Annotated in this window: 22 protein-coding genes and 1 pseudogene; 13 read left to right on the top strand and 10 right to left on the bottom strand. The window is 73.0% G+C overall.

Going from position 1 to position 23,003, the window contains the following annotated elements; genetic code table 11:
- Window positions 1-83: 83 nt before the first annotated feature.
- Entirely contained in the window at window positions 84-917 is an 834-nt protein-coding gene (locus tag ACFY15_RS16970; protein ID WP_390825708.1) for a hypothetical protein, read from the top strand.
- A 245-nt stretch (window positions 918-1,162) separates the two neighbouring features.
- Here ACFY15_RS16970 and ACFY15_RS16965 read toward each other — a convergent pair whose 3' ends face one another.
- On the bottom strand, window positions 1,163-2,272 hold the full coding sequence (locus ACFY15_RS16965; protein ID WP_390825707.1) for a hypothetical protein: 1,110 nt from the start codon (window positions 2,270-2,272) through the stop codon (window positions 1,163-1,165).
- A 284-nt stretch (window positions 2,273-2,556) separates the two neighbouring features.
- Here ACFY15_RS16965 and ACFY15_RS16960 point away from each other — a divergent pair, with 284 nt between their 5' ends.
- The 4 genes and pseudogenes from ACFY15_RS16960 (at window position 2,557) to ACFY15_RS16945 (ending at window position 6,465) form a co-directional block, all read left to right on the top strand.
- A complete protein-coding gene (locus ACFY15_RS16960) occupies window positions 2,557-3,162 on the top strand; it encodes a L,D-transpeptidase (protein WP_390689575.1) in 606 nt (201 codons plus the stop codon).
- Window positions 3,163-3,546: 384 nt separating this feature from the next.
- Window positions 3,547-3,825: a hypothetical protein gene (locus ACFY15_RS16955; RefSeq protein WP_390825706.1), complete on the top strand. Its 279-nt coding sequence runs from the start codon at window positions 3,547-3,549 to the stop codon at window positions 3,823-3,825.
- 36 nt (window positions 3,826-3,861) lie between these two features.
- Window positions 3,862-4,932: pseudogene (locus tag ACFY15_RS16950) on the top strand (cytochrome P450).
- A gap of 294 nt (window positions 4,933-5,226) precedes the next feature.
- Complete coding sequence (locus ACFY15_RS16945) at window positions 5,227-6,465, top strand: hypothetical protein (protein WP_390825705.1); 1,239 nt, start codon at window positions 5,227-5,229, stop codon at window positions 6,463-6,465.
- A 115-nt stretch (window positions 6,466-6,580) separates the two neighbouring features.
- On the opposite strand, the gene ACFY15_RS16940 is transcribed toward ACFY15_RS16945, so the two are convergent.
- Window positions 6,581-6,907 (bottom strand): ankyrin repeat domain-containing protein, encoded by a 327-nt coding sequence (locus ACFY15_RS16940; protein ID WP_390825704.1) that lies wholly within the window; start codon window positions 6,905-6,907, stop codon window positions 6,581-6,583.
- A 218-nt stretch (window positions 6,908-7,125) separates the two neighbouring features.
- Here ACFY15_RS16940 and ACFY15_RS16935 point away from each other — a divergent pair, with 218 nt between their 5' ends.
- Window positions 7,126-7,479, top strand: a complete 354-nt coding sequence (locus ACFY15_RS16935; RefSeq protein ID WP_390689571.1) for a YrdB family protein — start codon at window positions 7,126-7,128, stop codon at window positions 7,477-7,479.
- A gap of 9 nt (window positions 7,480-7,488) precedes the next feature.
- Here the strand turns inward: ACFY15_RS16935 and ACFY15_RS16930 are convergent, their stop codons facing one another.
- Both ACFY15_RS16930 and ACFY15_RS16925 read right to left on the bottom strand, forming a co-directional pair.
- Entirely contained in the window at window positions 7,489-8,274 is a 786-nt protein-coding gene (locus ACFY15_RS16930; protein ID WP_390689570.1) for an SDR family NAD(P)-dependent oxidoreductase, read from the bottom strand.
- 76 nt (window positions 8,275-8,350) lie between these two features.
- The gene (locus ACFY15_RS16925; RefSeq protein WP_390825703.1) at window positions 8,351-9,055 is read right to left on the bottom strand and encodes an NAD(P)H-binding protein; all 705 of its coding nucleotides are present in this window, start codon (window positions 9,053-9,055) and stop codon (window positions 8,351-8,353) included.
- Between the two features lie 190 nt (window positions 9,056-9,245).
- On the opposite strand from ACFY15_RS16925, the gene ACFY15_RS16920 reads away from it, so the two are divergent.
- The gene (locus ACFY15_RS16920; RefSeq protein WP_390825702.1) at window positions 9,246-10,046 is read left to right on the top strand and encodes a hypothetical protein; all 801 of its coding nucleotides are present in this window, start codon (window positions 9,246-9,248) and stop codon (window positions 10,044-10,046) included.
- A gap of 475 nt (window positions 10,047-10,521) precedes the next feature.
- On the opposite strand, the gene ACFY15_RS16915 is transcribed toward ACFY15_RS16920, so the two are convergent.
- From ACFY15_RS16915 to ACFY15_RS16900, 4 genes are all read right to left on the bottom strand, one after another.
- Complete coding sequence (locus tag ACFY15_RS16915; RefSeq protein ID WP_390825701.1) at window positions 10,522-11,049, bottom strand: hypothetical protein; 528 nt, start codon at window positions 11,047-11,049, stop codon at window positions 10,522-10,524.
- Between the two features lie 475 nt (window positions 11,050-11,524).
- A complete protein-coding gene (locus ACFY15_RS16910) occupies window positions 11,525-12,169 on the bottom strand; it encodes a response regulator (protein WP_390689566.1) in 645 nt (214 codons plus the stop codon).
- Window positions 12,133-13,425: a histidine kinase gene (locus ACFY15_RS16905; protein WP_390825700.1), complete on the bottom strand. Its 1,293-nt coding sequence runs from the start codon at window positions 13,423-13,425 to the stop codon at window positions 12,133-12,135. Before ACFY15_RS16905 ends, ACFY15_RS16910 begins: the two co-directional genes overlap by 37 nt.
- Window positions 13,422-14,258, bottom strand: a complete 837-nt coding sequence (locus tag ACFY15_RS16900; protein ID WP_390825699.1) for a CPBP family intramembrane glutamic endopeptidase — start codon at window positions 14,256-14,258, stop codon at window positions 13,422-13,424. The genes ACFY15_RS16905 and ACFY15_RS16900 overlap by 4 nt, the downstream gene beginning before the upstream one ends.
- 800 nt (window positions 14,259-15,058) lie before the next feature.
- On the opposite strand from ACFY15_RS16900, the gene ACFY15_RS16895 reads away from it, so the two are divergent.
- The 3 genes from ACFY15_RS16895 to ACFY15_RS16885 all read left to right on the top strand — a co-directional run bounded on the left by ACFY15_RS16895 (window position 15,059) and on the right by ACFY15_RS16885 (window position 19,188).
- Window positions 15,059-16,423 carry a glycosyl hydrolase family 28-related protein gene (locus ACFY15_RS16895; protein WP_390825698.1) on the top strand — a complete coding sequence of 455 codons (1,365 nt, stop codon included), beginning with the start codon at window positions 15,059-15,061 and terminating at the stop codon, window positions 16,421-16,423.
- A gap of 831 nt (window positions 16,424-17,254) precedes the next feature.
- Window positions 17,255-17,737 (top strand): DedA family protein, encoded by a 483-nt coding sequence (locus tag ACFY15_RS16890; protein WP_390689562.1) that lies wholly within the window; start codon window positions 17,255-17,257, stop codon window positions 17,735-17,737.
- A 95-nt stretch (window positions 17,738-17,832) separates the two neighbouring features.
- Entirely contained in the window at window positions 17,833-19,188 is a 1,356-nt protein-coding gene (locus ACFY15_RS16885; protein ID WP_390825697.1) for an SMI1/KNR4 family protein, read from the top strand.
- Window positions 19,189-19,351: 163 nt separating this feature from the next.
- Here the strand turns inward: ACFY15_RS16885 and ACFY15_RS16880 are convergent, their stop codons facing one another.
- Window positions 19,352-19,591, bottom strand: coding sequence for a hypothetical protein (locus tag ACFY15_RS16880; protein ID WP_390689560.1), 240 nt, complete (start codon window positions 19,589-19,591; stop codon window positions 19,352-19,354).
- Between the two features lie 219 nt (window positions 19,592-19,810).
- On the opposite strand from ACFY15_RS16880, the gene ACFY15_RS16875 reads away from it, so the two are divergent.
- From ACFY15_RS16875 to ACFY15_RS16865, 3 genes are all read left to right on the top strand, one after another.
- Window positions 19,811-20,785 (top strand): GlxA family transcriptional regulator, encoded by a 975-nt coding sequence (locus ACFY15_RS16875; protein WP_390825696.1) that lies wholly within the window; start codon window positions 19,811-19,813, stop codon window positions 20,783-20,785.
- A 144-nt stretch (window positions 20,786-20,929) separates the two neighbouring features.
- Window positions 20,930-21,676: an MBL fold metallo-hydrolase gene (locus ACFY15_RS16870; RefSeq protein ID WP_390689558.1), complete on the top strand. Its 747-nt coding sequence runs from the start codon at window positions 20,930-20,932 to the stop codon at window positions 21,674-21,676.
- Between the two features lie 251 nt (window positions 21,677-21,927).
- Entirely contained in the window at window positions 21,928-22,593 is a 666-nt protein-coding gene (locus ACFY15_RS16865) for a DUF5701 family protein (protein ID WP_390825695.1), read from the top strand.
- A 34-nt stretch (window positions 22,594-22,627) separates the two neighbouring features.
- On the opposite strand, the gene ACFY15_RS16860 is transcribed toward ACFY15_RS16865, so the two are convergent.
- Window positions 22,628-22,831, bottom strand: coding sequence for a hypothetical protein (locus tag ACFY15_RS16860; protein WP_390825694.1), 204 nt, complete (start codon window positions 22,829-22,831; stop codon window positions 22,628-22,630).
- Window positions 22,832-23,003 lie beyond the last annotated feature (172 nt).

Genomic DNA, 23,003 nt, shown 5'->3' with positions numbered 1-23,003 from the left:
TCGTCTACGCGACGATAATAGTGACGCGGGCATGCCGAATTTGGGCGCCGCCTCCCGCGCGTCACGCTTCCCGGAGGGTTCAGTTGATCACCCGTCAGCGTCTGAACGAGCAGGCCCGCTCCCTGCCCAACCCGGTGGCGGCGGCCCGTGCGCTCGCCGAACCCGCCCGTCCGGACCGCGTCGAAGACCCGCTCATCGCCTGGATGCAGCGCATCCGCACGGTCCTGGGGCTGGCGGCCGCCACCTGGCTGATCCTGGCCTACCCCTTGCGGGCGGGCCGCCAGGACTTCGTGCTCGGCAAGCTGGAGGAGCTGCTGATCGGCTGCGCCATCGCCGTGGTGACCGGTGTCATCGGCATCACCCTGTGCATCACCCTGGCCCGCGCCCCCCTGGGGCGCCTCTACGTGAGCCGCCTGCTCGGTCCGCTGCTGGCGCTGGGTGCGCCGGTCCTCGGCGTGGGTGTGATCTGGCTGACGGCGGCCGGTCTGAGCGGTGACATCATCACCCCTGGCGACGTGGGCCAACACGACATCACCTTCGGGCTCTTCGGTACCTTCCTCGGCACGATGTTCACCGGTCTCCTGGTCGTGCTGCTGTTCGTCGTGCTCACCCTCGCCTGCGTCGTCGTCCTCCTCGCGGCCGTCCTCTTCACCCTGGTCGCCCTGGTCGTCGGATTGAACAGCTGCTTCCGCACGGCGGACGTGCACGAGCTGTTGCCGGCCCTGCTGTCACCGCTGCTGGTCTGGTCCCTCTTCGGCTTCCAGCTCTTCGACGGCCCGGACGTGGCCGCACCGCCCGAGGTGCTCTACACGTTTATGCTCGGCGGCCCGCTCTCGGTCACCGCGCTCTCCCTGTGGGAGATACGGCGCCTGCGCACCCGGTACGGCATCACCCTGCGGTCGCTCCTCGGCCGCTAGCCGCTGCCCTGCAACGTCACACACGCCGTGGGCGGATCCTCGTCGCCGCACGGTCGGGAAGGACGGGGCGTACGCGGCGTCGCCGACCAGGCCACGCGCCCGCGGACGACGGCGGCATGCGGATCCGGCTGACCAGGTCGAAGAGCAGGTCGTCGGCGGAGCGCGTCGCCGCGATGAGCCGCGGGACCTCCCGGGCCGTTCCCGTGGGCCGGCCGGCGCCGGGCCGGGTGCCGGAGCCGTGCCGGTCAGACCAGGTCCGGCTTCCAGACGACGCGGTGGGGGTAGACGTGCGCGGTGGGAGAGAGTTCGTACGAGCCCGCGTCGGCGTCCTCGGCGAGGACCCAGCCCACGCCCTGGTAGGCGTAGGGGACGTCCTCCCGGGGCGTGGCGCACCGGCCGGGGTCCGTGAGGACGGTCTGCCCTGCGGGGATGCTCAGGATCCGGGTGCCCGAGGTCTCCGGACAAGGGTGGAACCCGCCGGCCCGCGCGTACTCCAGGCGGACCTTGACCCCGGCTGCGGCCTGGCCTCCGTTGATGATCTTCAGGGCGAAGGAGACCCGGTCCGGCTCGACGCGTGCGCACACGCGCCACATGACCGCCCTGGGCCCCTTGAGGAGGGCGCCGCAGCGGCTGTCCTCGCCGAGGGCTCCCTTCTCCACCCCGCCGGGACCCGGGGTCGCACCGGCCGTCGGGAGCCGGCCCGGCCCCGGCGCCGCGGCGGTGGACACGACGGATGCCCCGTCCGGGGTCCGGAAGTGCCGGTACGCCCAGCCCAGTGCGCCGCCCGCGGCGAGGACGAGGACGAGGACGGCCGAGGCGAGCTTCACCGCCGTCGGGATGCGGCTCCGCCCGGGTGCCCGGGCGGGGTCGGTGGCGGGGGCGAGGCCGGGATCGGGGCCGGGTCCGGAGGCAGGGGAGGAGGGACCGTCGACGGGCCGGGCTTCGGCGGGTTCGGGGTCCGGGGTGTCCGGGGTGTCCGGGGTGTCCGGGGTGTTCGGCCCTCGGCCGGTGGCCGGGCGCTGGAGACGGCGTTGGCGCTGGGCTGCCCTTGCCTCGGTCTGCAGCCGGTGCCACAGGGCCAGTTCCCGGTCGTCGGCCCCGAAGATCTCCGCCAGGGCCGTGAGCACCGCCTTGTCCGGCAGTGTGGTGTGCCCGCGGTCCATGTAGCGGGCCACCGACGAGCGGCCCAGCCCCTTGATGTTCCGGCCGTGCAGCCGTTCCTTGAGTTTCGCCTCGAGCCGCTCCAACGGCAGTTTCGACTCCGACCCCTCCCATGCGCCGCGCAGCCTCTCGGCGAGCACCACCCTGGCCGCGTCGGGAGCCCCGTTCGGTTCGGCCCCCGTACCGTCGCGCATGTCCCCGTCTCCCGCCACTGTCCCTCCGTCATCCCGATTTCCAACGTCTCCGCAGGTCGACGCCGTACGACGGGAACGGGACGAGAGCGGGACGGGTACGGGAAGCCGCACCCGCCCACGGCTCTGGCGGTGCTGCCGGGAGCCCCTCGATCCTGGATCTCGCGAAGCCCCGTACGGCTCGCCGGCCTCGCAGACCACCCCTGTGTCCCACCGCATCGGCATCCGTCGACCGTAGCGACACGGATCAGCGCGGGCCGCCCGAACTCACTCAAGGAGTAACGCAGATGAGCATCACGCTGTCGTCCCGCGCGGCCCGTTCCGCCGCGGCCGTCCTGGCAGCCGGATCGATCGTCCTCCTCGCGGGCCCCGCGCCGGGTGCGCGGGCCGAGGAGCCCGCAGCGGCGGTGGCGGGCGGCGCACCTCAGGACGGTGCCGTCCAGCTGAGGTTCGACAAGAACAGGAAGGACCCCTCCGACTCCCGCCTGTACGTCATCAAGGGCGGCAGCACCGTGCTGGCCGAGTTCCGGGCCGGGTCCGGGACCACCACCGACGAGTGCGCGACGGGCCGCGGCTGGCTGCCCGACGGCACGTACACCGTCGGGCAGCACTACGAGAAGTACGACGGCGACCTGATCAAGGGCTACGCCATCCGCCTGTCCGACAAGAAGTGCGCCAACGGCACGGGCCGGGTACGCGACCAGCTGTTCATCCACAGCGAGATGAACAGGGACGGGAGCCAGGGGAGCACCGAGCAGCGGAGGTGGACCGACAGCGGCCCGAACGACTTCCGCTCCAAGGGCTGCATCAAGATGCGGCCCGAGGAGATCAAGAAGATGTTCCGCCTCCTGGAACGCAACGGCTGGCCGAAGACCCTGCGCGTCGTCGGCTGACCCTCCCCGGGGAGGGTGTGGTCCTGGTCGTGTCCCTTCCCCGACCCTCCCCGCGGCGGACGGGGGAGGGGTACGGCCGCCTGCTCCTCCCACCGCCCCATCTCCGGAAGGACTGACCGACCCGTGCCCCGATGCGAGGCCTGCGAAGGAAGCGGCGAGTGTGCCGGATGTGACGGAACCGGGGAGCCGTACAGCTACTTCGCCCGCCCCCGATGCCCGGCCTGCGGCGGTGACGGCGTGTGCCAGGCGTGCACGGGTCACGGCGGAACGACCGGCGCCACCGGGACCACCGGAACCACCGAGACGGCCGGAACCACCGGAGCGACCGGGACTGCCGGAACCACCGAGACCGGCCCTCCACCCCACCCGAAAGGAGACTGACCGATGCCCGTCTGGTTGATCGTCGAAGAGGAGACCCGCATCGCCGGCGAAGGAGCCCCGCGCCGACAGCTCACCGTCCTCGATCGCCTCACCCGCAACAGGACGCGGACCGAGGCGCTCGCCGAACTGGACAAGCGGGCACGGCGGCACCGCCCCGACTCCCTCAAGGGCGTCCCGTACACGGTGGCTCGCGACGCCGACGGCACGTTCTGGTACCTGCCGAAGTCCGGCAAGCCGCACTCGTCGTGCGCCCTCCGTCTGATGGAGGAGATACGCCGCTGAGTCGTCTCCGACGGTCCCGCAGGGCGTGCCGCCTACCTGGTCACCGGCTACGCGGAGGCCCGGGAGGCCCGGGAGGCCCTCGGCGACCCTCGCCTCTCGAAGGACATGGCGCCTTCTTCGCGGGCCGGGAGGCACGGCGCCGCCTGCATCCGGCGGTGTCCCGCACCATGCTGGGCAGCGACCCACCCGGGCACACCCGGCTCCGGAGGCTCGTGACCAAGGCGTTCACCACCGGCGCCGTCAGGGAACTGCGGCCCTTCATCGCCCGGGTCACCGACGAACTGCTGGACCAGTGGCCCGTCGGCGAACCGCTCGACTTCGTGGCCCGCCTGGCGGTGCCGTTGCCGGTCATCGTGATCTGCCGGCTGCTCGGAGTGCCGGAGGCCGACCGGGCCGCGGTCCGGCGCTGGTCGGCAGAGCTGTTCGCGGCGGGAGAGCCCGATGTCATCGACGCGGCCTCGCACGCCCTGGCCGCGTACATGACCGACCTCGTCTCCGCCAGGCGCCGGGGCCCCGGCAGTTCGCTCCCGGACCGGCTCATCTCGGCCCGGGACGGGGAGGACCACCTGGACGAGGAGGAACTGGTCTCCCTGGCCGTGCTGTTGCTCGTCGCCGGCCACGAGACCACCACCAACGCCCTCGGCAACGCCCTCTTGGCGTTGCTCCGGCACCCGCCCGTGCTGGACCGCCTCCGGCAGGATCCGGACGGGATCCCCGCGGCGCTGGACGAACTGCTCCGCTTCGACCCGGCGGTGAGCACGGCCACCTTCCGGTTCACCACGGAGGCCCTCACCCTCGGCGGCACCGCGATCCCGGCCGGCGTCCCGGTCCTGGTCGCGCTGGGAGCGGCCAACCGGGACCCGGCCCGCTTCCCGGCGCCGGACGGCCTCGACCCGGACCCGGGAGGCTGCCGCCCGTCTCGCGTTCGGACACGGAATCCACCGCTGCGTCGGCGCCCCCTTGGCGAGGGCCGAGATGGAGATCGCCCTGCGCGCGGTGCCGACCCGGTTCCCCGGAATCCGCCTCGCCGTACCGCCCGACCGGCTGGAGTGGCGGCGCACCCGCCTCGTCCGCGGGCTGGCCTCGCTCCCCGTCCTGACCCGGTAGCCGCGGCCCGTGGGCGGAGCGGGGTTCGGCCTACCCCCGATGACCCATCGGTCGTCGAACTCCCTCGATCACGGTCGCTTCAGCCGAGGCCCTCGGGTCGGTGGTCATATCGCCATTCCTGGGACTGACGTCGGGTAATGCCCCGAGCCTCGCCCACACCGCAGGCGCGCGCCGACGCCGTACGCCCTCGGCGTGCCTCCAAGGGGCGTCGCGCGCCCTTGCCGGACGTTTCGGGCGCTCACTACGGTCACGCAGCGTACGCATCGTACACAGAACGTCACCGAAAGGGGATCCATGAACAAGGCTGCTAGGCGTTCACTCGCGTTCGCGACCGTGCTGGCCGTCCTTCCGCTCGGAGCGGCGGCGGCCAAGGCGGAGCCGCCCGGGCCCCTGTCCGCCGATGCCGTGGCGGCCATGACCCCGGAGCGGCAGGGTGAGGTGCTCGAACCCCTGCGGGTGGTGGCCGACGCCGCGGCACGGGCCGGACTGGGGCCGCAGTCGGACGTGTACACACAGGTCGAGATGGCCTCCGACTACCGGTCCGTCAACGTCTACCTCACCGATCCGAAGCGGCGCTCGGCCTTCCTGGAGGCCGTGCACAAGGCCAACCCGAAAGCCGACACGAAACTGCTCAACGTACGCAAGAGCGCGAAGACACGGCTGCAGCTCAGGAAGGAGATCACGGCCCTCCGCAGCCGCGAGGACCTCCCCTTCACGATCGAGATGGCGGGCAGCACCGTCGACGGCAGTGCGATCGAGCTCGGGGTGAACGACACCAAGGCCGCACAGCAGTACCTCGCCAGGCCGGCCGTCGCGCAGCAGGCCACGAGCGAGGGGGGCACCCCCGTACGCATCCACCGGCAGGCCCCCTCGGTGCCGCTCAACCGGTGGAACGACTCCGCCCCGTTCTACGCGGGCGCCGCACTCGGCCCCGCGACGGGCTCGTTCGCGCACTGCACCAGCGGAATCCCGGCCATCAGTGCCTCGGACCACCGTCAGTGGCTCGTCACGGCAGGCCACTGCTACGCCCAGGGCGAGATCGTCTACACGGCCGGCGGCAGCCAGATCGGCCGGGTGAACGCCAAGCTGGCCGACCTCGACTCGGCGTTCATCGAGGCGCCGACGAGCCGCCGCACGTGGGACGGCCTTGACGAGAACGGGTACTCCCGCTACCTCAACGGCGTGCGCAACGCGGCGGTGGGCGACTTCACCTGCCAGCTCGGCTACAACTCCAAGGTCGTCTGCAACATCCGCACCACGTACGCCGGCAATGCCACCTGGGTGACCGACGGCGCCTACATCTGGGGGAGCGCCGGCGTCCCGCAGACGTACAGCGTCGTCGCCCGCCCCGGCGACAGCGGCGGCCCGGTGATCACCATCAACGACCAGGAATCCCGGCAGCTCAACGGCATGGTCGTCAACGCCTGGGGCTGTGAGGGCACCGGCAACGACAGGGTCTGCCGCGACCAGGTGGGCTGGATCGAAGTCGGCGACATCTTCTACCGGTTCGGCCTGACGCTCAACCCGGCCTGACACGCCCTACCCACTCCCTGACGAGGCACGCGGCCGGCCCGATGACCGTCGGGTCGGCCGCGTCCTCCCGGGAGCTCTGCGACAGGACGGCAGGCCGGCTCCGCCCACGCGGTCGTCAGGTGGTGCACGGCCTCGCCACCCAGGCCCGGATGAGTTCCGCAGCCAGCCAGTGCTCGCGCTGCTCCGCTTCGTCGGCCGGGAGCACGCCCCCGGTGTTGCTGCGGAGCGGATCCGCCCCGCGGGCCAGCAGATACGCGGTCACGTCGGCGTGGAGGGGCTGACCGCTCTGGTAGTGGCCGTCGATCTCGACGTCGATGGCGTGCCGCAGGAGGGTCCAGCCGTCCCCCTCGTCGTCCTCGACGTCATGGCCGGCGTCGAACAGTTCGCGAAGTCTCGGCAGGTCCTCCGTCTCGACGGCCTCGTGACCGGGCGACCACTGCACAGGAGCACTCCGGGAAGGTGTCGGGGATGGTGGCTGGAGGGTCCGAAGCATCTCATGCCGGCGACGGCACAGAGCGGCCGCCCTCCCCCCCGGGCCTGCGGGCTGCCGTCATCCAGGAGCCGGGCGAACCGGGTCGGTGCTTGGCCTGTTCATGACCACATCCGGCGTGTTCTCATGCACCGACCGTTCACCGTCCGCCCACGAAGGGACTCCGGCCGATGCTTCCCACCCCGCTCCACGTCGTCAACGAAGGCCTGGCCTTCTTCATGGAGTTGGCCGGGCTGGCACTGCTGGCCTGGTGGGGGTGGTCCACCGGCCAGAACACCGCGGTACGCATCCTGCTGGCCGTGGGCGCCCCCGCCCTCGCGGCCACCGCCTGGGGCCTGTTCGCCGCTCCCAGGGCGACCTTCGCCGTCCCGCTCGCGGCCGTCCTCGTGGTCAAGGCCCTGTTCTTCGGCTCCGCCGCGGCCGCCCTCTACTCCCTCGGCCGCACCCGGCCCGCCCTCGTCTTCGCGGCGGTGGCCGTCGTCAACACCACCCTCGGAGAACTGGACCGCCTGCACCGCCGCTGACGCCACCCGCTACTGGGCCAGGTAGCCGCCGTCGACGGGGAGGACGGCACCCGTGATGAACGAGGCGGCGTCGGAGGCGAGGAAGGCGATGGCGCGGGCCACCTCCTCGGGCTCGCCGAGGCGGCCCAGCGGGTGGAGGGCCGTGACGTGGTCGAGGTACTCGGAGCCGCCGGGCTCGTCCGCGAGGCGCCGGACGCGTTCGGTGCGGATGGTGCCGGGGGCCACCGCGTTGACCCTGACGCGGCGCCCCGCCCACTCCACCGCGAGGTGTTTGGTGAGCCCGGAGGCGACGAACTTGGCGGGCCCGTAGGCGGCCTGACGGGCCTGGCCGGCCAGGCCGGAGATCGAGGAGACGCACACGACGGAACCGCCGGTCTCCTGCCGGGCCATCTGCGTGATGGCGTACTTGCAGGAGAGGAACATCCCGCGGCCGTCGACGGCCATCACCCGGTCCCAGTCCTCGGCGCTGGTCTCCAGCAGGTCCGACAGCGGCAGGATCCCGGCGTTGGCGACCAGCACGTCCAGCCCGCCGCCCGCCGCCACGGCGGCGCCGGTCATCCGCTCGGCGTCCTCGGGCCGGGAGACGTCCCCGGTGACCACCGTCACTTCGTGCGGGTCTCCCCGGTCGGCGCAGGCGCGGCGCAGCGCGGTCAGTCCCGCCGTGTTCAGGTCGGCGGCCGTGACCCGGGCTCCGAGCCGGGCGAAGAGAGCCGCGGTGGCCCGTCCGATGCCGCTGGCCGCGCCCGTGACCAGGCACGACCTGCCGGTCAGATCGACCAGTCCGCCAGCGTGCACGGTGCACCGCCTCCGCTTGCCGAGGCCGGGTCCCTCCCGGCCACCGGCCTCCCCAACGAGCACCGGGCGGCCGCGGTCACGCCCGGTCGGCGGCTGCGGCGCCCGGGGCTGCCGACTCCGGTGCGAGGGCCAGGAAGTCGTCGTAGGTGCGGACCCGGACCCCGGGCCGGTCCTCGGCCAGCGCGGCGATCATCGCCGCGGCCAGGCGGCCCGCGGGCACCGGCCGGCAGGGGCGGCCGGGCCCGACCATCAGCGGGGCCAGCACGGTCGCGGCGGAGCTGCCGAGCCCCTCGCCCCTGCGGTGCGAGGGGCGGCGGCCGAGGATGAAGGAGGGCCGGAAGAACTCGGTCTGCCGGTAGCCCAGGGCCGTCACCGTCGCCTCCATGTCCCCCTTGACACGGAGGTAGAAGGCCCGGGAGCCGGATCCGGCACCGACCGAGGAGACCACGGCGATCCGTTCGGCGCCCGCGTCCCGGGCCAGCTCGGCCACCCGTACGGTGTGGTGCTGGTCCACCTCGCGGAAGGCCTCCTGCGAGCCGGCCTGCCGGATGGTGGTGCCCAGTGCGCCGTACACGTCCGACCCGTCCGGTGCGGCCGGCAGGTCGTCGGGCCCGAGCGCGGCGAAGTCCACCACCCGGGCGTCCAGCCGCGGGTGTTCGAGACCGAGCGGACGGCGGGCCAGTACGGTGACGCGGTCGTAGCGCGGGTCGCGCAGCAGCCGCGCCAGCAGTTGTCCACCGACCAGTCCGGTGGCTCCGACCAGGAGCGCGCTGCGGGTCACGGGGATCCTTTCCGCCGCCGGCGGCCGGCCCGCCGGAGTCCCCGCAGGATGTCACATCCGTACGGGTACTCCGGCGAGTCCGGCACGCAAGGGGATGCGAACGCGCCCCGACAGGGTGTTCGACGTTTGTGGTGGTGCGCACGTGCCCCACGCGGCACACAGAACACGGGCACACGGGGGATCGCCACACATGAGCGGCAGCAGCACGATGATCGGCGAGTTCTTCCACTCGGCGATGGGACACGCCGGACCCACCGCGGCCGAACGGCCCGAGGACAGGCTCATCGCCCGGATGCAATTCTGGCGCACCCTACTCGGCATCGTCGCCGCCGTGTGGCTCGTCGTGGCCTACCCGCTCGCTGTGGGCGGGCAGGACTTCTTCGTCGGCAAGCTCGTCGAACTGGGCATCTCCTGCGGCATCCTGGTGGTCGGCAGCATCGTCGGCATCGCCGCCTTCCTCGTCGCCGGCACCCCGGAACGGCGCCGCACCTTCTCCCGGCGCCTGCTGGGGCCGGTCGTGTCGCTGCTCGCGCTGGCCCTGGGCCCCGGCCTGATGTGGCTCTCGTTCGCGACCATCACGGGCGACCTGGCCAGCGAGGGCGACCTCAAGGACTTCTACTCCTCGATCACCGGGCCCGGAATCACCGCGGCGATCCTCGCCTTCTTCACCGCGGTGATCGGGTGGCTGATCGGCCTCGCCGTCCTGATCGCCTCGATCCCTTACACGCTCGTCATCGCCTACACGTGCGTCTTCTCCTGCTTCCGCACCGCGGACGTCCACCAACTGCTCCCGGCACTGCTCTCGCCCCTGCTGGTCTGGTCCCTCTTCACGTTCCAGCTGATCAACGGGCCCGACGTGGCCGCGCCGCCGGAGGTGCTGTACACGTTCATGCTCGGTGGCCCGCTGTCGGTGACCGGCCTCTCGTTCTGGGAGGTCCGCCGCCTGCGCACCCACCACGGCATCACCCTCCGCACAGCCCTTGGCCGCTGACCGCCCCGTGCACGGGGACCGGTCCGGCTCGGACACCGAGCCGGACCCCGGGACACCAACTACCTCCTCCTGTTGGCCGGTTCGACCACCGCTCGAGGGAGCCGGCCCTGCCGTGAGTACCTGCGGCGAAGCGGGACACCGTCGAGCGGGCCGTCGACCGATCGCGGTCATGAACCGACGTGCAGGTCTCGCGTCCATGACAAGACCGGCTCGTTGGCGGGCGGCCGGCGGTGGCCGGCGCGTGCAGCTCGCTCAACGCCGAGTGGTCATCGGCCACCAGTACCTGGGCCGGCCGGGCCGCAGCGGCGACCACGGCGGACCTTGCCATTCGGCGTCGGCGGACGAATGTACCCTGCCCCCGTCCACCCGGCCGTGACGCATCGGGAATTATCCCGCCGGAAAAGCAAGCACCCGGGAACCCGCCCGACGGCGGAGTCCCGGGTGCTTCTGTACGGGAAGGTTTCCCGACCCGTAGCTACATTTCCTCGATCTCCTGCAGCACGTGCCATCCGAAGCGGAGGAAGTAGCGCTTCCCGTCCTGCGGATTCAGTGCGTCATAGGTTTCGTAAGGAAGCCACAGCATGAGTTCCTTGACGTCCTCGTATTGCGCAAGAACCTCATCCTTGAGCCAGATCCACGGCGTCGGCTGACCAGTGGGTGACTCGCTTCCGGGGGCTCGGACGAACCAGAGGCGCATGAAAAAATCCCATGCCGAATGGTATTCGACTTCGAGTTCATATTCCGGCCAGAGAGGGAATTTGTAGCGTTCGACGAGCCCATCCCGCTCCTGATGGGTCCGAACGTCGCTCAGGATGCCCCGTGTCCTACCTGCCGACCCGGACGGCATTAAAATTGTCGATTTGACGCGTTCCGCGTTTTGCTCCATTTCATCTATGGAGAATCCCGCATCCGTCAGGGCCCTTTCGAGGGTCTCCGGCTGCGGGTCCATCGTCTTGAGCAGATAGAGCTGATATTCCGTCGAATTCAAGTCGCTTGGAGTCATTCACTTTCCTTTCGGTGTGGAATATCTCAGTATCAGGGACCATCGGGTCGCAGATCCCACTTCCCATTGATCGGAGGCGTCCATGATCCCCTGCGGGCAAGGACCGCCCAGTCGGGAGTCACTTCGAACCATGCCCTCACAGTCGGAGACGTCGGCAGGACGATCCTCCGACGGATTCCCGTGCCGTGTGCAGCCGCTCCGTGCCGGCGAAGGTGCCGTACCAGGCGCAGCGCAGTCATTCGATGGGCGCCGGGCGCCATGGGTTTCGTGTCGGCCCGCGCGTCGGTTCTGCGCGGGTGGAGGCCTTCGTGAGGGAGTACCGCATCGTGTTGCCGCCCGCCTGCCGGCGGTTCCTCACAGAGGCCGGGGGCAGCGGCGCCGGCCCCTCCGGCGACCGTCGCGACCGCCCTCTCGGGTCCCCGGGCCGCGAACGAAGCGGAGGCCCGGCGGCGCCTGCGGCTTCAGGCCTGCGGCTTCAGCGTCTGAGGTAGGCGAGGACGGCGAGGACGCGCCGGTTGTCCTCGGCCGAGGGGGCTATGCCGAGCTTCGCGAAGATGCTCGCGGTGTGCTTGGCGACGGCGCTCTCGCTGAAGTGGAGGGTCCCCGCGATGGCGGCGTTGGAGCGGCCCTCCGCCATCAGTTCCAGGACGTCGCGTTCGCGCGGGGTCAGGGCGGAGAGGGTGCCGCGGGCCGTGCCGCGCGACAGCAGCCGTCCGATCACCTGCGGGTCCAGGACGGTGCCGCCCGCGGCGACGCGGCGTACGGCGTCGATGAACTGGCCGGTGTCGGTGACCCGGTCCTTGAGCAGGTAGCCGACCGCGCCGTCGTCGCTCGACAGGAGCTCGTTCGCGTAGAGCTGGTCGACGTACTGGGAGAGCACGAGCACCGGCAGACCGCGGTGGCGGCGCCGGGCTTCGAGGGCGGCCTGGAGGCCCTCGTCGGTGTGGGTCGGCGGCAGGCGCACGTCTACGACCGCCACGTCCGGCCGTTCTTCCAGCAGGGCGCGCAGGAGACCGGGGCCGTTGTCCACCGCGGCGACCACGTCGAAGCCGTGCTCGGAGAGCGTGCGGACCAGGCCGTCCCTCAGCAGGAAGAGGTCTTCGGCGAGGACGACGCGCACGGGATCTCCAGGGTTACGGTGGTGGGGCCGCCCTGCGGGCTGTGCAGGACGAGGCTCCCGTCGAAGGTAGCCAATCGCCCCCGGACGCCGAGCAGCCCGGTCCCCCGGGAGGGATCCGCACCGCCGCGGCCGTCGTCGGTGACGGTGACGCGCAGCCGCGGCCCGCCGGCGTCCGCGTTCTCGCCCGCGTCGTCGTGTGCGAGGCGGATGTCCACGCGGCCGGCACCGGAGTGCTTCGCCGCGTTGGCCAGCAGCTCGTTGACGGCGAAGTAGGCGGCCGACTCCACGGCGGCCGGCAGCCGGCCCGTCATCCGGACGTCGACGTCCACGTCGAGGTAGCTGTCGAGGGCCAGGGAGCGTACGGCGTCGCCCAGGCCGCGGTCGATCAGGACCGGCGGCTGGATGCCCCGGACCAGGCCGCGCAGGTCCTCCAGGGCCCGGCCGGACAGTTCGCGCACCTCCAGCAGCGCGGCCCGGGCGGCCGGCGGATCGGTGTCCAGCAGCCGGGTCGCGCTGTCCAGACGCATCCCGAGGGCGACGAGCCGTGCCTGGGCCCCGTCGTGCAGGTCCCGCTCGATGCGCCGCAGTTCGGCCGCCTGCCCGTCCAGTACCTCGGCCCGGCTGTCCGTCAGCTGGCCGACGCGGCGCTGGAGTTCGACGATGCGCGGGGCAGCGAGCAGCCGCCGTCCCCATCGGGCGTGCAGGTGCAGGACGGGCGGTGCGAGGAGCAGCCCCGCCGCGGTGAGGCCGACGCCCAGCAGGACCGCCGCGAGCATCAGGCCGGTGCTGTGCACGGGCACGAAGGCGTACCAGTTGCCGTCGTCCAGGAGCCGCCACACGAACGGCTGCACGAGCACCCCGAACAGCCCGTACACGGCCAGGGACGGCGGTACGGCGACCAGCAGGCCGCCCACCACCGGCTCCAGCCACGCCCAGGACAGGTCCCGCCAGAACCCCGCGTCGGCCAGGACCTCGCGGGCCCCTGCGGTCCGCGGGAGCGGACCGGGGGCGGTGATCCGCACCCCCGACCACTGCTCCGCCCGCCGCCGGGCGCGGTCGCCGCACCGGCGCAGCGCGGCCGCGGCGGGCGGCAGCAGCCGCAGCCCCAGTCCGACGGGGAGCAGCAGCAGGGCTCCGACGACGCCCGCGCCGACGGCCGCCACCCGCAGGCCCAGCAGACCGGCGAGCTGGCACCGGCCGACGGCGGCCAGGCGGCGGGAGAACGCCGTACGCAGCGGGTGGGGTTTCGCACTCATGTCCCGTGCAGGGTAGCGGGCGCCGCCGGTTCCGGTGCCCGCCGGCCGGCGCCCAGCGCGGCCGCCGCCGCGGCCACCACCAGGCAGGACAGCCCGAAGCAGAGCATGGGCGGGACCGCGCCCGACTCCTCGTCCAGGAAGAGCAGCAGCCCGAGGTTGACCAGCGTGTGGAAGCCTCCGGCGAGCAGCAGCCGCCGCCACCCGCCCACGCCGTCGAGCGCGCTGCCCAGGAGCACCGACATCGCCGTGGTGGCCACGAGGAACCCGGCGGCGTAGGCGGGTGCCTGAGCGAACACCGGCACGTGCCAGGCCCCCCAGAGCACACCCACCGTCACCGAGGAGGCGAGCGTGCCCAGGCGGATGCGCAGCAGCGGCTGGAGGAAGCAGCGCCAGCCGACCTCCTCCCCGCACGCCCCCACCAGCTGGGCCACGGCGATCAGGACGAAGGGGTGGTGCAGCGACCCCGGCGGGGTGAAGTGCGCTTCCCCGCCGACCGCGTAGGACCCGAGCACGGAGAGCGCGACGATCAGCCCGGCCGCACCGAGGAGCAGCGCACCGCCGAGGGGCCGCGAGCCCGCTGCCGTCTGCGTGCCACCCCGCAGCAGTTCACGCGTCCGCCGGCGCCGGAACACCGCGACCGCGCCCACCGCGAGGGCCGGCCCGAACTGGGTCAGCTGTACGACCTCTTCCGATATCCCGGTCCCCGGCTGAGCCGCCCCCAACGCCCCGGCCGCCACGAAGGCCACGGCGGTGAACACGCCCCCCACCGCCCATACCCCTCCACGCCCCGCGCGGTCCCCGTCCTTGCGCATCCTGCGCAGCCTGCGCCCCATGGGCCCTCCCCGTCCTTTCATGAACCAGTACGCGGACCACGATGCCGCCCGCCGCCCGGCGGGCCCCTGCACCTGGCAACCGGACCGGGGTGGACCTGGGTACACCCCGCTCCGGCACCGCCCCTGCGACGAGGTGCGCCCGGCCCCGCGGGGAAGGCCGAACCCGTCCGTCCCGCCGGGCGCGTGGCGCCCGGCGCGCCGCCGGTGCGCCAGCCGGACGCCCACCAACGCGAGGGCGCTCGCCGGCCAGGTCGCCACGTTCAGCGGTCCGGCGAGCAGCGGGCGCCGTCGGGCCCGCGGACGGGGCTCGCGACGTCGCAGCGTGCTCGCCGGGGCCGGGGTGGCGGGTCCTGCCGGTCAGTCCCGGGCGGCGACGCCGAGCGCCGCTCCTCCGGCGGCCCTGCGCGAGGCTCCCCGAACGGCCCGGAAGGACGGTACCCGGGCCTGCCGCGTTGCGGCCCCGAGCCGCGGCGGGTGCCCGGCGGCGGACTTCGGCTCGGTCGCGGGCCGCGGCCGCGGTGCCTCGACGGGCTTTTTCTGCGGCGGGGGCGACTTGGGAGGGAAACTCGGGGGGACCTTCGGACCTCTGGCTTCCGCGACCTCGCTCATACCCCGCCACGCTACCCCGGCCGCCCGCGGCGCGCGGGGTCGTGCGGGGAAGGGGACCGTCCGCCGGAATCCCGGCACCGAACTCACTTCCCGTACGCGGCACTTGCAGCTCCCCGTACCTCCCGGCCGTTGTCACCGCCGGATGGCAAGATCACCTCTGTTGTCCGTCATCACCAGGGGGAGACCAGACCATGACCGAACAGCACAAGAAGGCCCGCCGTGCACTGCTCACGGGAGCGGTGGCCGGGCTCACCGGGACCGCGCTGATATCCGGCACCGGTACGGCCGCCGCGGCGGGCACGGCCGCCGGGACGCCGGACTGGTTCGACGTCAAGAACCACGGCGCGGTCGGAGACGGCTCCGCCGACGACACCGCCGCCGTCCAGCGCGCACTCGACGCGGCGGCCGCGGCCGGCGGCGGCACCGTGTACTTCCCCGTCGGCAAGTATCTGGTCAAGCCCGCAGCCGGCGCACCGGCGCTGGCCCTCAAGGCCGACGGCATCCGCCTGGCCGGCGCCGGGGCGAAGGCCTCCATGCTGATCAAGGGCGGCGACGGCATCCTGCTCCGGATGTCCGGCACCGGAGCGGCCTACTCCACCGGCTCCACCCACCGCCGCTACTGCTCCGTCGAGAACCTCGGCTTCAACGGCAACGGCAAGACCGGCCTGCTGCTGGAGCTCTACTACAACAACAACTCCTCCTTCCGCGACGTCTTCATGACCTCGAACAGGGACATGTGCATCGACGCCGTGGAGTTCTGGGACTCCCGCTTCCACAACCTGGTCGTCGAGGACTGCACCGGCACCACCGCCAGCACGACCCAGCCCAACATCTGGCTGCGCAACGCCTCCTCCGCCACCGAGGGCGCCTGGGGCCACAGCAAGGACAACATCAACCAGATCCACTTCATCGGATGCCGCCTGGAGGCCTTCGGCACCGGCGCGCTGTGGATCGGCCAGGGCGCCGTCACCACCAACAACCCCAACGGCGTCTACCTGACCGACTGCAAGTTCGAGACCTCCCGCATGCAGGGCGGCCCCCACCTGAAGACCGACGCGGGCTGCAGGCACATCTACGCCACCAACATCTACTGCTACGCCGGCGACTTCGCGCAGGGCACCCCGGCCACCGCGCGGAACATCATCAGCTGGGCGGCGAGCGCCAGCGCACTGGAGAACGTGGTCATCGCCAACCGGGACAAGGCCACCGTCAACGCGGGCGTCGCGCTCTACTCGGGCCCGGGCTCCACCGCCGTGCTGCGCAACGTCGTCGGGCTCTACACCACCGCACCGACCGGCACCCACATCTACTACGAGCAGACGTCCACCGGCGACTTCCGGGTGGAGAACAGCTACGGCAGCATCGGCGCCCAGGCGACCGGCACGATCCCCGTCAAGAACGCGCCGAACCCGCCCCTGCGGCTGGTACCGGGCCCGGTCACCGACGCCTCCTTCACCCGTCCGCCCCTGGACGGCACCATGGCCGTGGACTCCACGAACAAGCGGCTCTACGTCCGGGTCGGCGGCCAGTGGCTCTGGTCGGCACTCAACGCCTGACGCACGAACCAGTGCGGGTGGTCCCAGTGAGACACGGCGGCTAGCCTGCGGGGATGGACACTCGACCCGGCTCGCCGAAGGACCCGTCGCGACTCCTGGATGCCTTGGAGATCACGGAGCAGGAGTGCCGGCAGTGCGGGACGCTCATCGCCGGGCTGAACGGCCGCTATGCCTGCGCCCTTTGCGGGTGGGTCAACGACCACTCCGAGGGACACAGTCCGTTGCCCCGGGCAGAGGACGACCCGGATGCCGGGCGCGACAGGAGGCCCCGCTCCGCCCGGCGCTGAGCCGGCCGACCGGACCGGACGTGACGCGCGCCGTCCCGGCCGCGCAGGGCCGACCGCCCCGCCGTGCCGTCGGCCGCGCCTGATCTACTGCCTCCCGGCGGACCGGGGCCCCGCCCCCGGTCCGGACGAGGCCCGGGACGAGGACATGCGGCCGGTGGCCGAGGAGATCGTCCTGCTCGCCAGGCGGGCCCGCGCCACCGGCGAACGTCGGTACTGCCGGACGTGCCTGTGAGGCGGCGCCCCCTCGATTTCCGTACTCGAGGGGTTTTCGGCGCCACGCCTCCCGCCCCGGGGCCGACCGGCGGATTCCCACCGGTGAAGCGGCTCGCTCGGAATCAGCGGCAGGTGACCGCGCGCCGTCGCGGCTTGCTCTGAACGGGTATTTGCGGGACAACAACCTCGACTCCGTCGCCGGGGGCCGGGGGCCGGGGGCCGGGGGCGGCGGGTGCTCTGCGCTTCCGCATGCGTGTTCGGTTAGGCTAACCTTGCCTGCATCCGCGGGTGAGCCGGCCCGGTTTCCGGCCCGGAGTTCTGGAGGAGGCTCGTGGACGGCATCGTGCTCACCGCCGGAGCCCTGTACGCCATCGTCCTGCTCCGCGCCGGAGGGACGTTCGCCGTCGGGTGGCTCACCGGTGCGGGTGCCCGGCGCAGCAGGTTCGCCGCGCGGATCTCCTCGGCGAAGTTCCTGCGTGCCGAGCGGGCGATCCAGCGGTGGGGCGCTCCCGTGGTGGCCGTCTCCTTCCTGACCGTGGGCCTCCAGACCGCCGCCAACTTCCTCGCGGGCAGCATGCGCATGCCGCTGCCGCGCTACCTCCCCGCCCTGTTCGTGGGCGGAGCGGCCTGGGCGCTGATCTACGCGACCGCGGGAATCGGCGTTCTCGAAGTGCTGGGGAGGCTCTTCGCCGAACGGACGGCCCTCGGGGTGTCCGCCGTGGCCGTCCTCCTCCTCGCGGTGTGCGCGGTGGTGGTGTACCGCAGGAGGAAGGCGGCCCCGGCCTGCGGTGACACCCCGGCCGAGGGATCCTGAGCGCCTCCGCCTCCACGACGGCCGGACCACCACGATCACGCCGGCCTTCGACTCCGCTCCCGTCAATGTCAGTGGCCCGGCGTACGTTCTGTCGCATGGAAGATCAGAGACCTCCCTTGTCGTCGCTGGACGCATTCGGGACCTGGGAGCCCGTGCTGCGGCTCATGCTGGCCGGCGACACGGAGCGGGGGGCCGCCCGGCCGGCCCGTGTGGCAGGACGGATCAGCCAGTACGGCTGGAGCCTCGCGCATCGCGGCTCCATGTCGTCGGCGGCTCGGCTCGCCGTGGTGGGCATACAGAGGGCGCTGGCGCGCGGCGGCGTCCAGGAGGTCGCCTTCAGGGCGGAGGTCCGGCCCGACGGGAAGACCGTGCTCGGCGTGGTCTGGCCGAGCCCCGCCGTGGAGCCGGCCCTCGGCTACCCGGACCTGGGGGTGCTCGTCCTGGCCGAGGACTCCCTTCCCAGGCCCTGGCTCCGCCGTCCCGATCCGGTGCCCGCCGCGGTGCCGGCACCCTCGGCGGACCCCGAGCTGCTGGAGCGGACGCTCCGCGAGCGCCTGCCCGGCGCGGTCGGTGCCACGGAAGAGGAGATCGCGGCCGCCGAAGCGCGGCTGGGCGTCACGCTGTCCGAAGAGCTGAAGGTCCTGTACCGGGTGGTCCGGGTGGACTGGCGCGAAGACTTCGAGACGGCGAACCGGGCCGGCGACGCGGTGGGCTGCGAGCTCGGCGGTCTGGACGACCTGTACGCCGTCGAGGCCGCACGCCGTCATCTCGGCTGGGACCACGGCGCGACGCGTGCGGCCGTGACCGCACCGGACGCCGCGGTGCAGGGCCTGGCCGGTTCGCCCGGCTGGATCGGCTTCGGCGGCAACGGCGGCGACGAGTTCGCGGTCGACCTGACCCCTGGCCCGGGCGGATACGTCGGGCAGGTCATCCTGGTCGACCACGAACAGACCCTCGGCGCCGAGCTCGTGGCCGATTCCCTCACCGATTTCGTCCTGGGGCGGATGCGGGAAGGAGGCCGCGAACGCCACGGGGACGAGCTTCCGGCCGTGGCCGAAGTGGGCACCGGACACCTGGAGACCGTCCAGGCAGCCGCCCATCCCGCTCTGGAGGTCCTGACCGTCAAAGACCGTCCCGGCACACCCGTCAGCCTCGCGCCCGTCGCCGGACTGCCCCGCCTGCGCTCCCTCGTCGCCTCACCCGGAACACTGGCCGACCCCTTGGAGATCGCCGGGCTCAGCGGACTGGAGTACCTGGAGGCCGGCGCGCCGGAGTGGCGCGTCCTCCTGGACGCAGGAGCCGTCCCGCGCACCCTGAAGGCCGCGGCCGTCATGGTCCGTGACCAGGACCACCTGCCCGTCGTGGCGCTCGCCAACGAGATCCTGGCCCTCTGGGACCGCCCCCCGATCGCACAGACGCTCATCGAAGGAGACCTCGGCCCGGTGGCCTGACCGGCGGGTCCCACCCCCCGTCCCGGGAAGGCCGGAGGCCGTGCCCTGTCACGCTGGTGGCGGTGGCGGTGGCGGTGGCGGTGGCGGTGGCGGTGGCGTTGGCCGGTCGGACGGGGCCGGGTAGCCGTCCAGTCCCTCCGCGGCCGGGAGCCGCTCGGCCCGCCTACGCCGCCTCCGTCCACCGGCGCGCGCGGGCCTGGCGGCGCAGCTCGACGCGGGCGGCCGGGGAGCGGCCCGGGACGGTCCAGTAAGGGTGGGTCGCGATGCGGCACGAGAGGGCGATGAGCCGGCGGCGCAGGGTCGTGGAGCCGGCGTGTGCGGGTCGGCCGGCCAGGGCCGCGTAGGTGGTGAGCCATGCGGCCTGCAGCTCGACCAGGTCGTCGGGGAAGCGGAGGGACGTCACTCATCTATTAGAGCATTTGTTCGAATGTGTGTGCGAGTCGGCAGCCTTTCCTCATGGACGGGAAGGAACGCGGGTAAGGGTCCTTACAGGGGGTGCGGTCCGGCCATCCTGGCTGCGACGGGGCCGTGCCCCCGCTGACCGCCCCGGACCTTCCCGATGGCCGGATGTGACAGATCCTGGTCATTGCGGCCAGGCCGGAGCGGGCGGAATGATCAGTGCATGCCCGCACCGCACCGCATCGTGATCGTCGCCTTCCCGGGAATCGAGCTGCTCGACGCCACCGGCCCGGCCGAGGTGTTCTCCGTCGCCTCCCGGGTCGCGGGAGCCGACCGGCCCGGCTACCGCGTGCTGATCGCCACGCCCGACGGCGCCCCGGTGGCCACCTCCAGCGGTGTGAGGCTGCTGGCCGACCTGGCCTTCGAAGAGGTGGCCGCCCCGATCGACACCCTGGTGGTGGCGGGGGCGATCGAGCTCGTCGAGGGCGGTGTGGAGCCGGTGGTCGACCGGGAGGTCGCCGCGTGGCTGCGCCGTGCGGCACCCGGAGCCGGGCGGATCGGGTCGGTCTGCGCGGGGGCGCACCTGCTGGCCGCGGCGGGGCTGCTGGAGGGCCGGCCCGCCACGACCCACTGGCTCACCGCGGACCGGCTGGCCGCCGATCACCCGGGCGTGCGGGTCGATCCCGACCCGATCTTCATCCGGGACGGGCGGGTGTGGACCTGCGCCGGCGTCACCTCGGGGATGGACATGGCGCTGGCCATGGTCGCCGAGGACCACGGCCAGGACCTCGCGCTCGCCACCGCCCGGACGATGGTGATGTACGTGAAACGCTCCGGCGGACAGAGCCAGTTCAGCGTGCCCCTGTCCGTCCGGAGCTCCTCGGACGACCGGATCGACGGGCTGCGCAGGTGGATCGCCGAACACCTCACCGAGGACCTGTCCCTCGAAGCCCTCGCCGCCCGTACGCACCTGAGCGCCCGCCACTTCAGCCGGCTGTTCCGGCAGCGCACCTCCACCACGCCGGCCGCCTACGTGGAGGCGGCCAGGCTGGAGGCCGCCCGGCGGCTGCTGGAGGACGGCGACCGCAGTCTGCCCGAGGTCGCCGCCGCCAGCGGCCTGGGCTCCGTGGAGACGCTGCACCGCGTGTTCCGGCGGCGGCTGGGGACCACCCCGGCCGAGTACCGCCGCCGCTTCTGACCCACTTCACCGCACTTCACCGCACCTCACCCCACCCCGCCGCACCCACACCGCACCACCGCCGGCCTCCGGGCGCACGCGCGCACCGGACGGGCTTCGCCATGCCCGGACGCGGCGTCGGCCGGCACGTTTCGGAGGAGAGCCATGTCCCGCACGAAGGTCGTCCCGATCCCGGTCCTGGGCCGGCACCACATCAACGCCTACCTGCTCCTCGGCCGCCGGCCGGTCATCGTCGACGCCGGAACGCCCGGCAGCGGCCGCGCGATCCTGGCCCAGGTCACCGGCCACGGCGTCGATCCCGCCGATGTCGCCCTGATCGTCATCACGCACGGCCACATCGACCACTTCGGCTCCGCCGCCGAACTGCACCGGCTCACCGGCGCGCCGCTCGCCGGCCACGTCGCCGACCTCGGCCCGTACCGCTCGGGCCGGGTCCGCGAACCCTACCTGCCCACCGGCCCGATGGGCCGCCTCATGGCCCGCAACGGCAAGCTCCACGCCCAGGCCGAGCCGTTCGAACCCGCGGTACTCATCGACGGCGAGACGAGCCTGGACGACTTCGGCCTCGCGGCGCGGATCATGCCCACCCCCGGCCACACCGCCGGATCGGTCTCCGTCCTCACCGACGACGGCGACCTCGTCGCCGGCGACCTGATCGCGAACTCCTTCATGGGCCTGGTCCCCGGCCGGCCCGCCGATCCGCCCTTCCACGACGACCCCCGGCAGAACCTCGCCAGCCTGCGCGAGATGCTCGCCCTCAACCCCACCCGCCTGCACGTCGGCCACGGCAGCGCGCTGGATCCCGACCGGGTCCGGCGGTGGGCCGAGAAGGAACACGACCGCCTCGCACGGCTCGCCACCGCCGGACGCCTGACCGTCCGCGGCGAGTGACGTCGGGCGGCCGGGGACGCGAAAACACGGGTCACCTAAGCATCGGGACACGAAGGAATCCGGCGAACGGCTGTTACGGAATATTCAGCTCCGCTTGTGTGGTGGGCTCCCCGCACACGCCGGGTGGTGCGCCGGTGCGAGGGGGAAGGGCGGCGGCTCGGCGTGCGGGCCGGGAACATTCCGGCGGTCCGCCTCGTTGAGCCGGGGCCGCTGCTTCGATCACCAAAACGAGGAGTGCCATGCCCGTGCCCGTGCCCGAAACCGTATCCGCCGACACCGTGACCGCGCTTCCGCCGCTCGCCGCCCAGGCCGCACGCCTGATCGCGCTCGGGGTGCCCGAGCTCACCGGCATCTCCGCCGCCCAACTGCGGGACTTCGCCCGGAGCGCCGGGGACGCCGGAGCGGGGGACGGCGGTGCCCTGCTCGCCGTCCACCCGGACCGGGCCCCCGCCTCAGCCCTCGCGCCGCTGCTCCGCCGCGAGGGCAAGCCCGGCTTCGTGGTCGTCGACATGACCGACGTCGACGGCTTCGTGCCCCACCACGCCGAGCTGCCCGACGCACCCCTCTACCTCGTCGACGGCCTCGACCGGGGCGACGACCTGGCCAACCGGAGCCCGGAGGAGGCCCTGCCCGCCCTCGGCGAGAAGGGCCGCACCCCCCTCGTGCTCACCGAGGGCATCCACTGGCTGTTGCAGCGGCCGGAGGTGCTGGAGCGCAACCACTGCTTCATGACCATCGGTTCGCGGCTGCGCAAGCCCAACGGGGCCCTGGACACCCGCACCCCGGCGATCTGGATCAGCAACGGCACCGGCCGGGACGGCCGGGAGCGGCGCGACGCCCCCAAGGTGGGCTGGTGCTGGTGGAACAACCGGCACACCTGGCTGGGCTTCGGCTCGGCCACCGGCCGCCGCGGCTGAGGCCCGAAGGGCCGGTCCACAGGCCGTCGTTCCGTCACCCGGCGGCCACGGCCACCGCCGCCGCCCGGTTGCGGTGCAGGGCGTCGCGCAGCCGGGCCGCCTGGGTGACCAGCCGCGAGCGGCCCGGGCGGCCCGCGGTGGCGTCGAGTCCGGCGGGCGGCTGCGCCACGGCGCGGGACTGCTCGGCGCACTCGGCGGCGGTCTCCAGCAGCCGCGACAGCCGGAGCCGGGCCGACATACCGTCAGACGGCGTGCCGGGGGCCGGCCTTCCGACCCGTCCGGGAGGCGGGGCCGTGCCGGCCGGCGCGAGCCGGTCCCGGGCGCCGGCCGGCCGGCGCCGCTTGCGGCACGGTGCTTCGGCGGCGTTGGTGACGGCCGCCCCGTTCCGCCGGCTGACGGTCCCCGCGCGG

This window comes from Streptomyces sp. NPDC001373, assembly GCF_042895815.1.
Lineage (GTDB): Bacteria > Actinomycetota > Actinomycetes > Streptomycetales > Streptomycetaceae > Streptomyces.
This window is presented reverse-complemented; position numbering and strand designations above follow the sequence as displayed.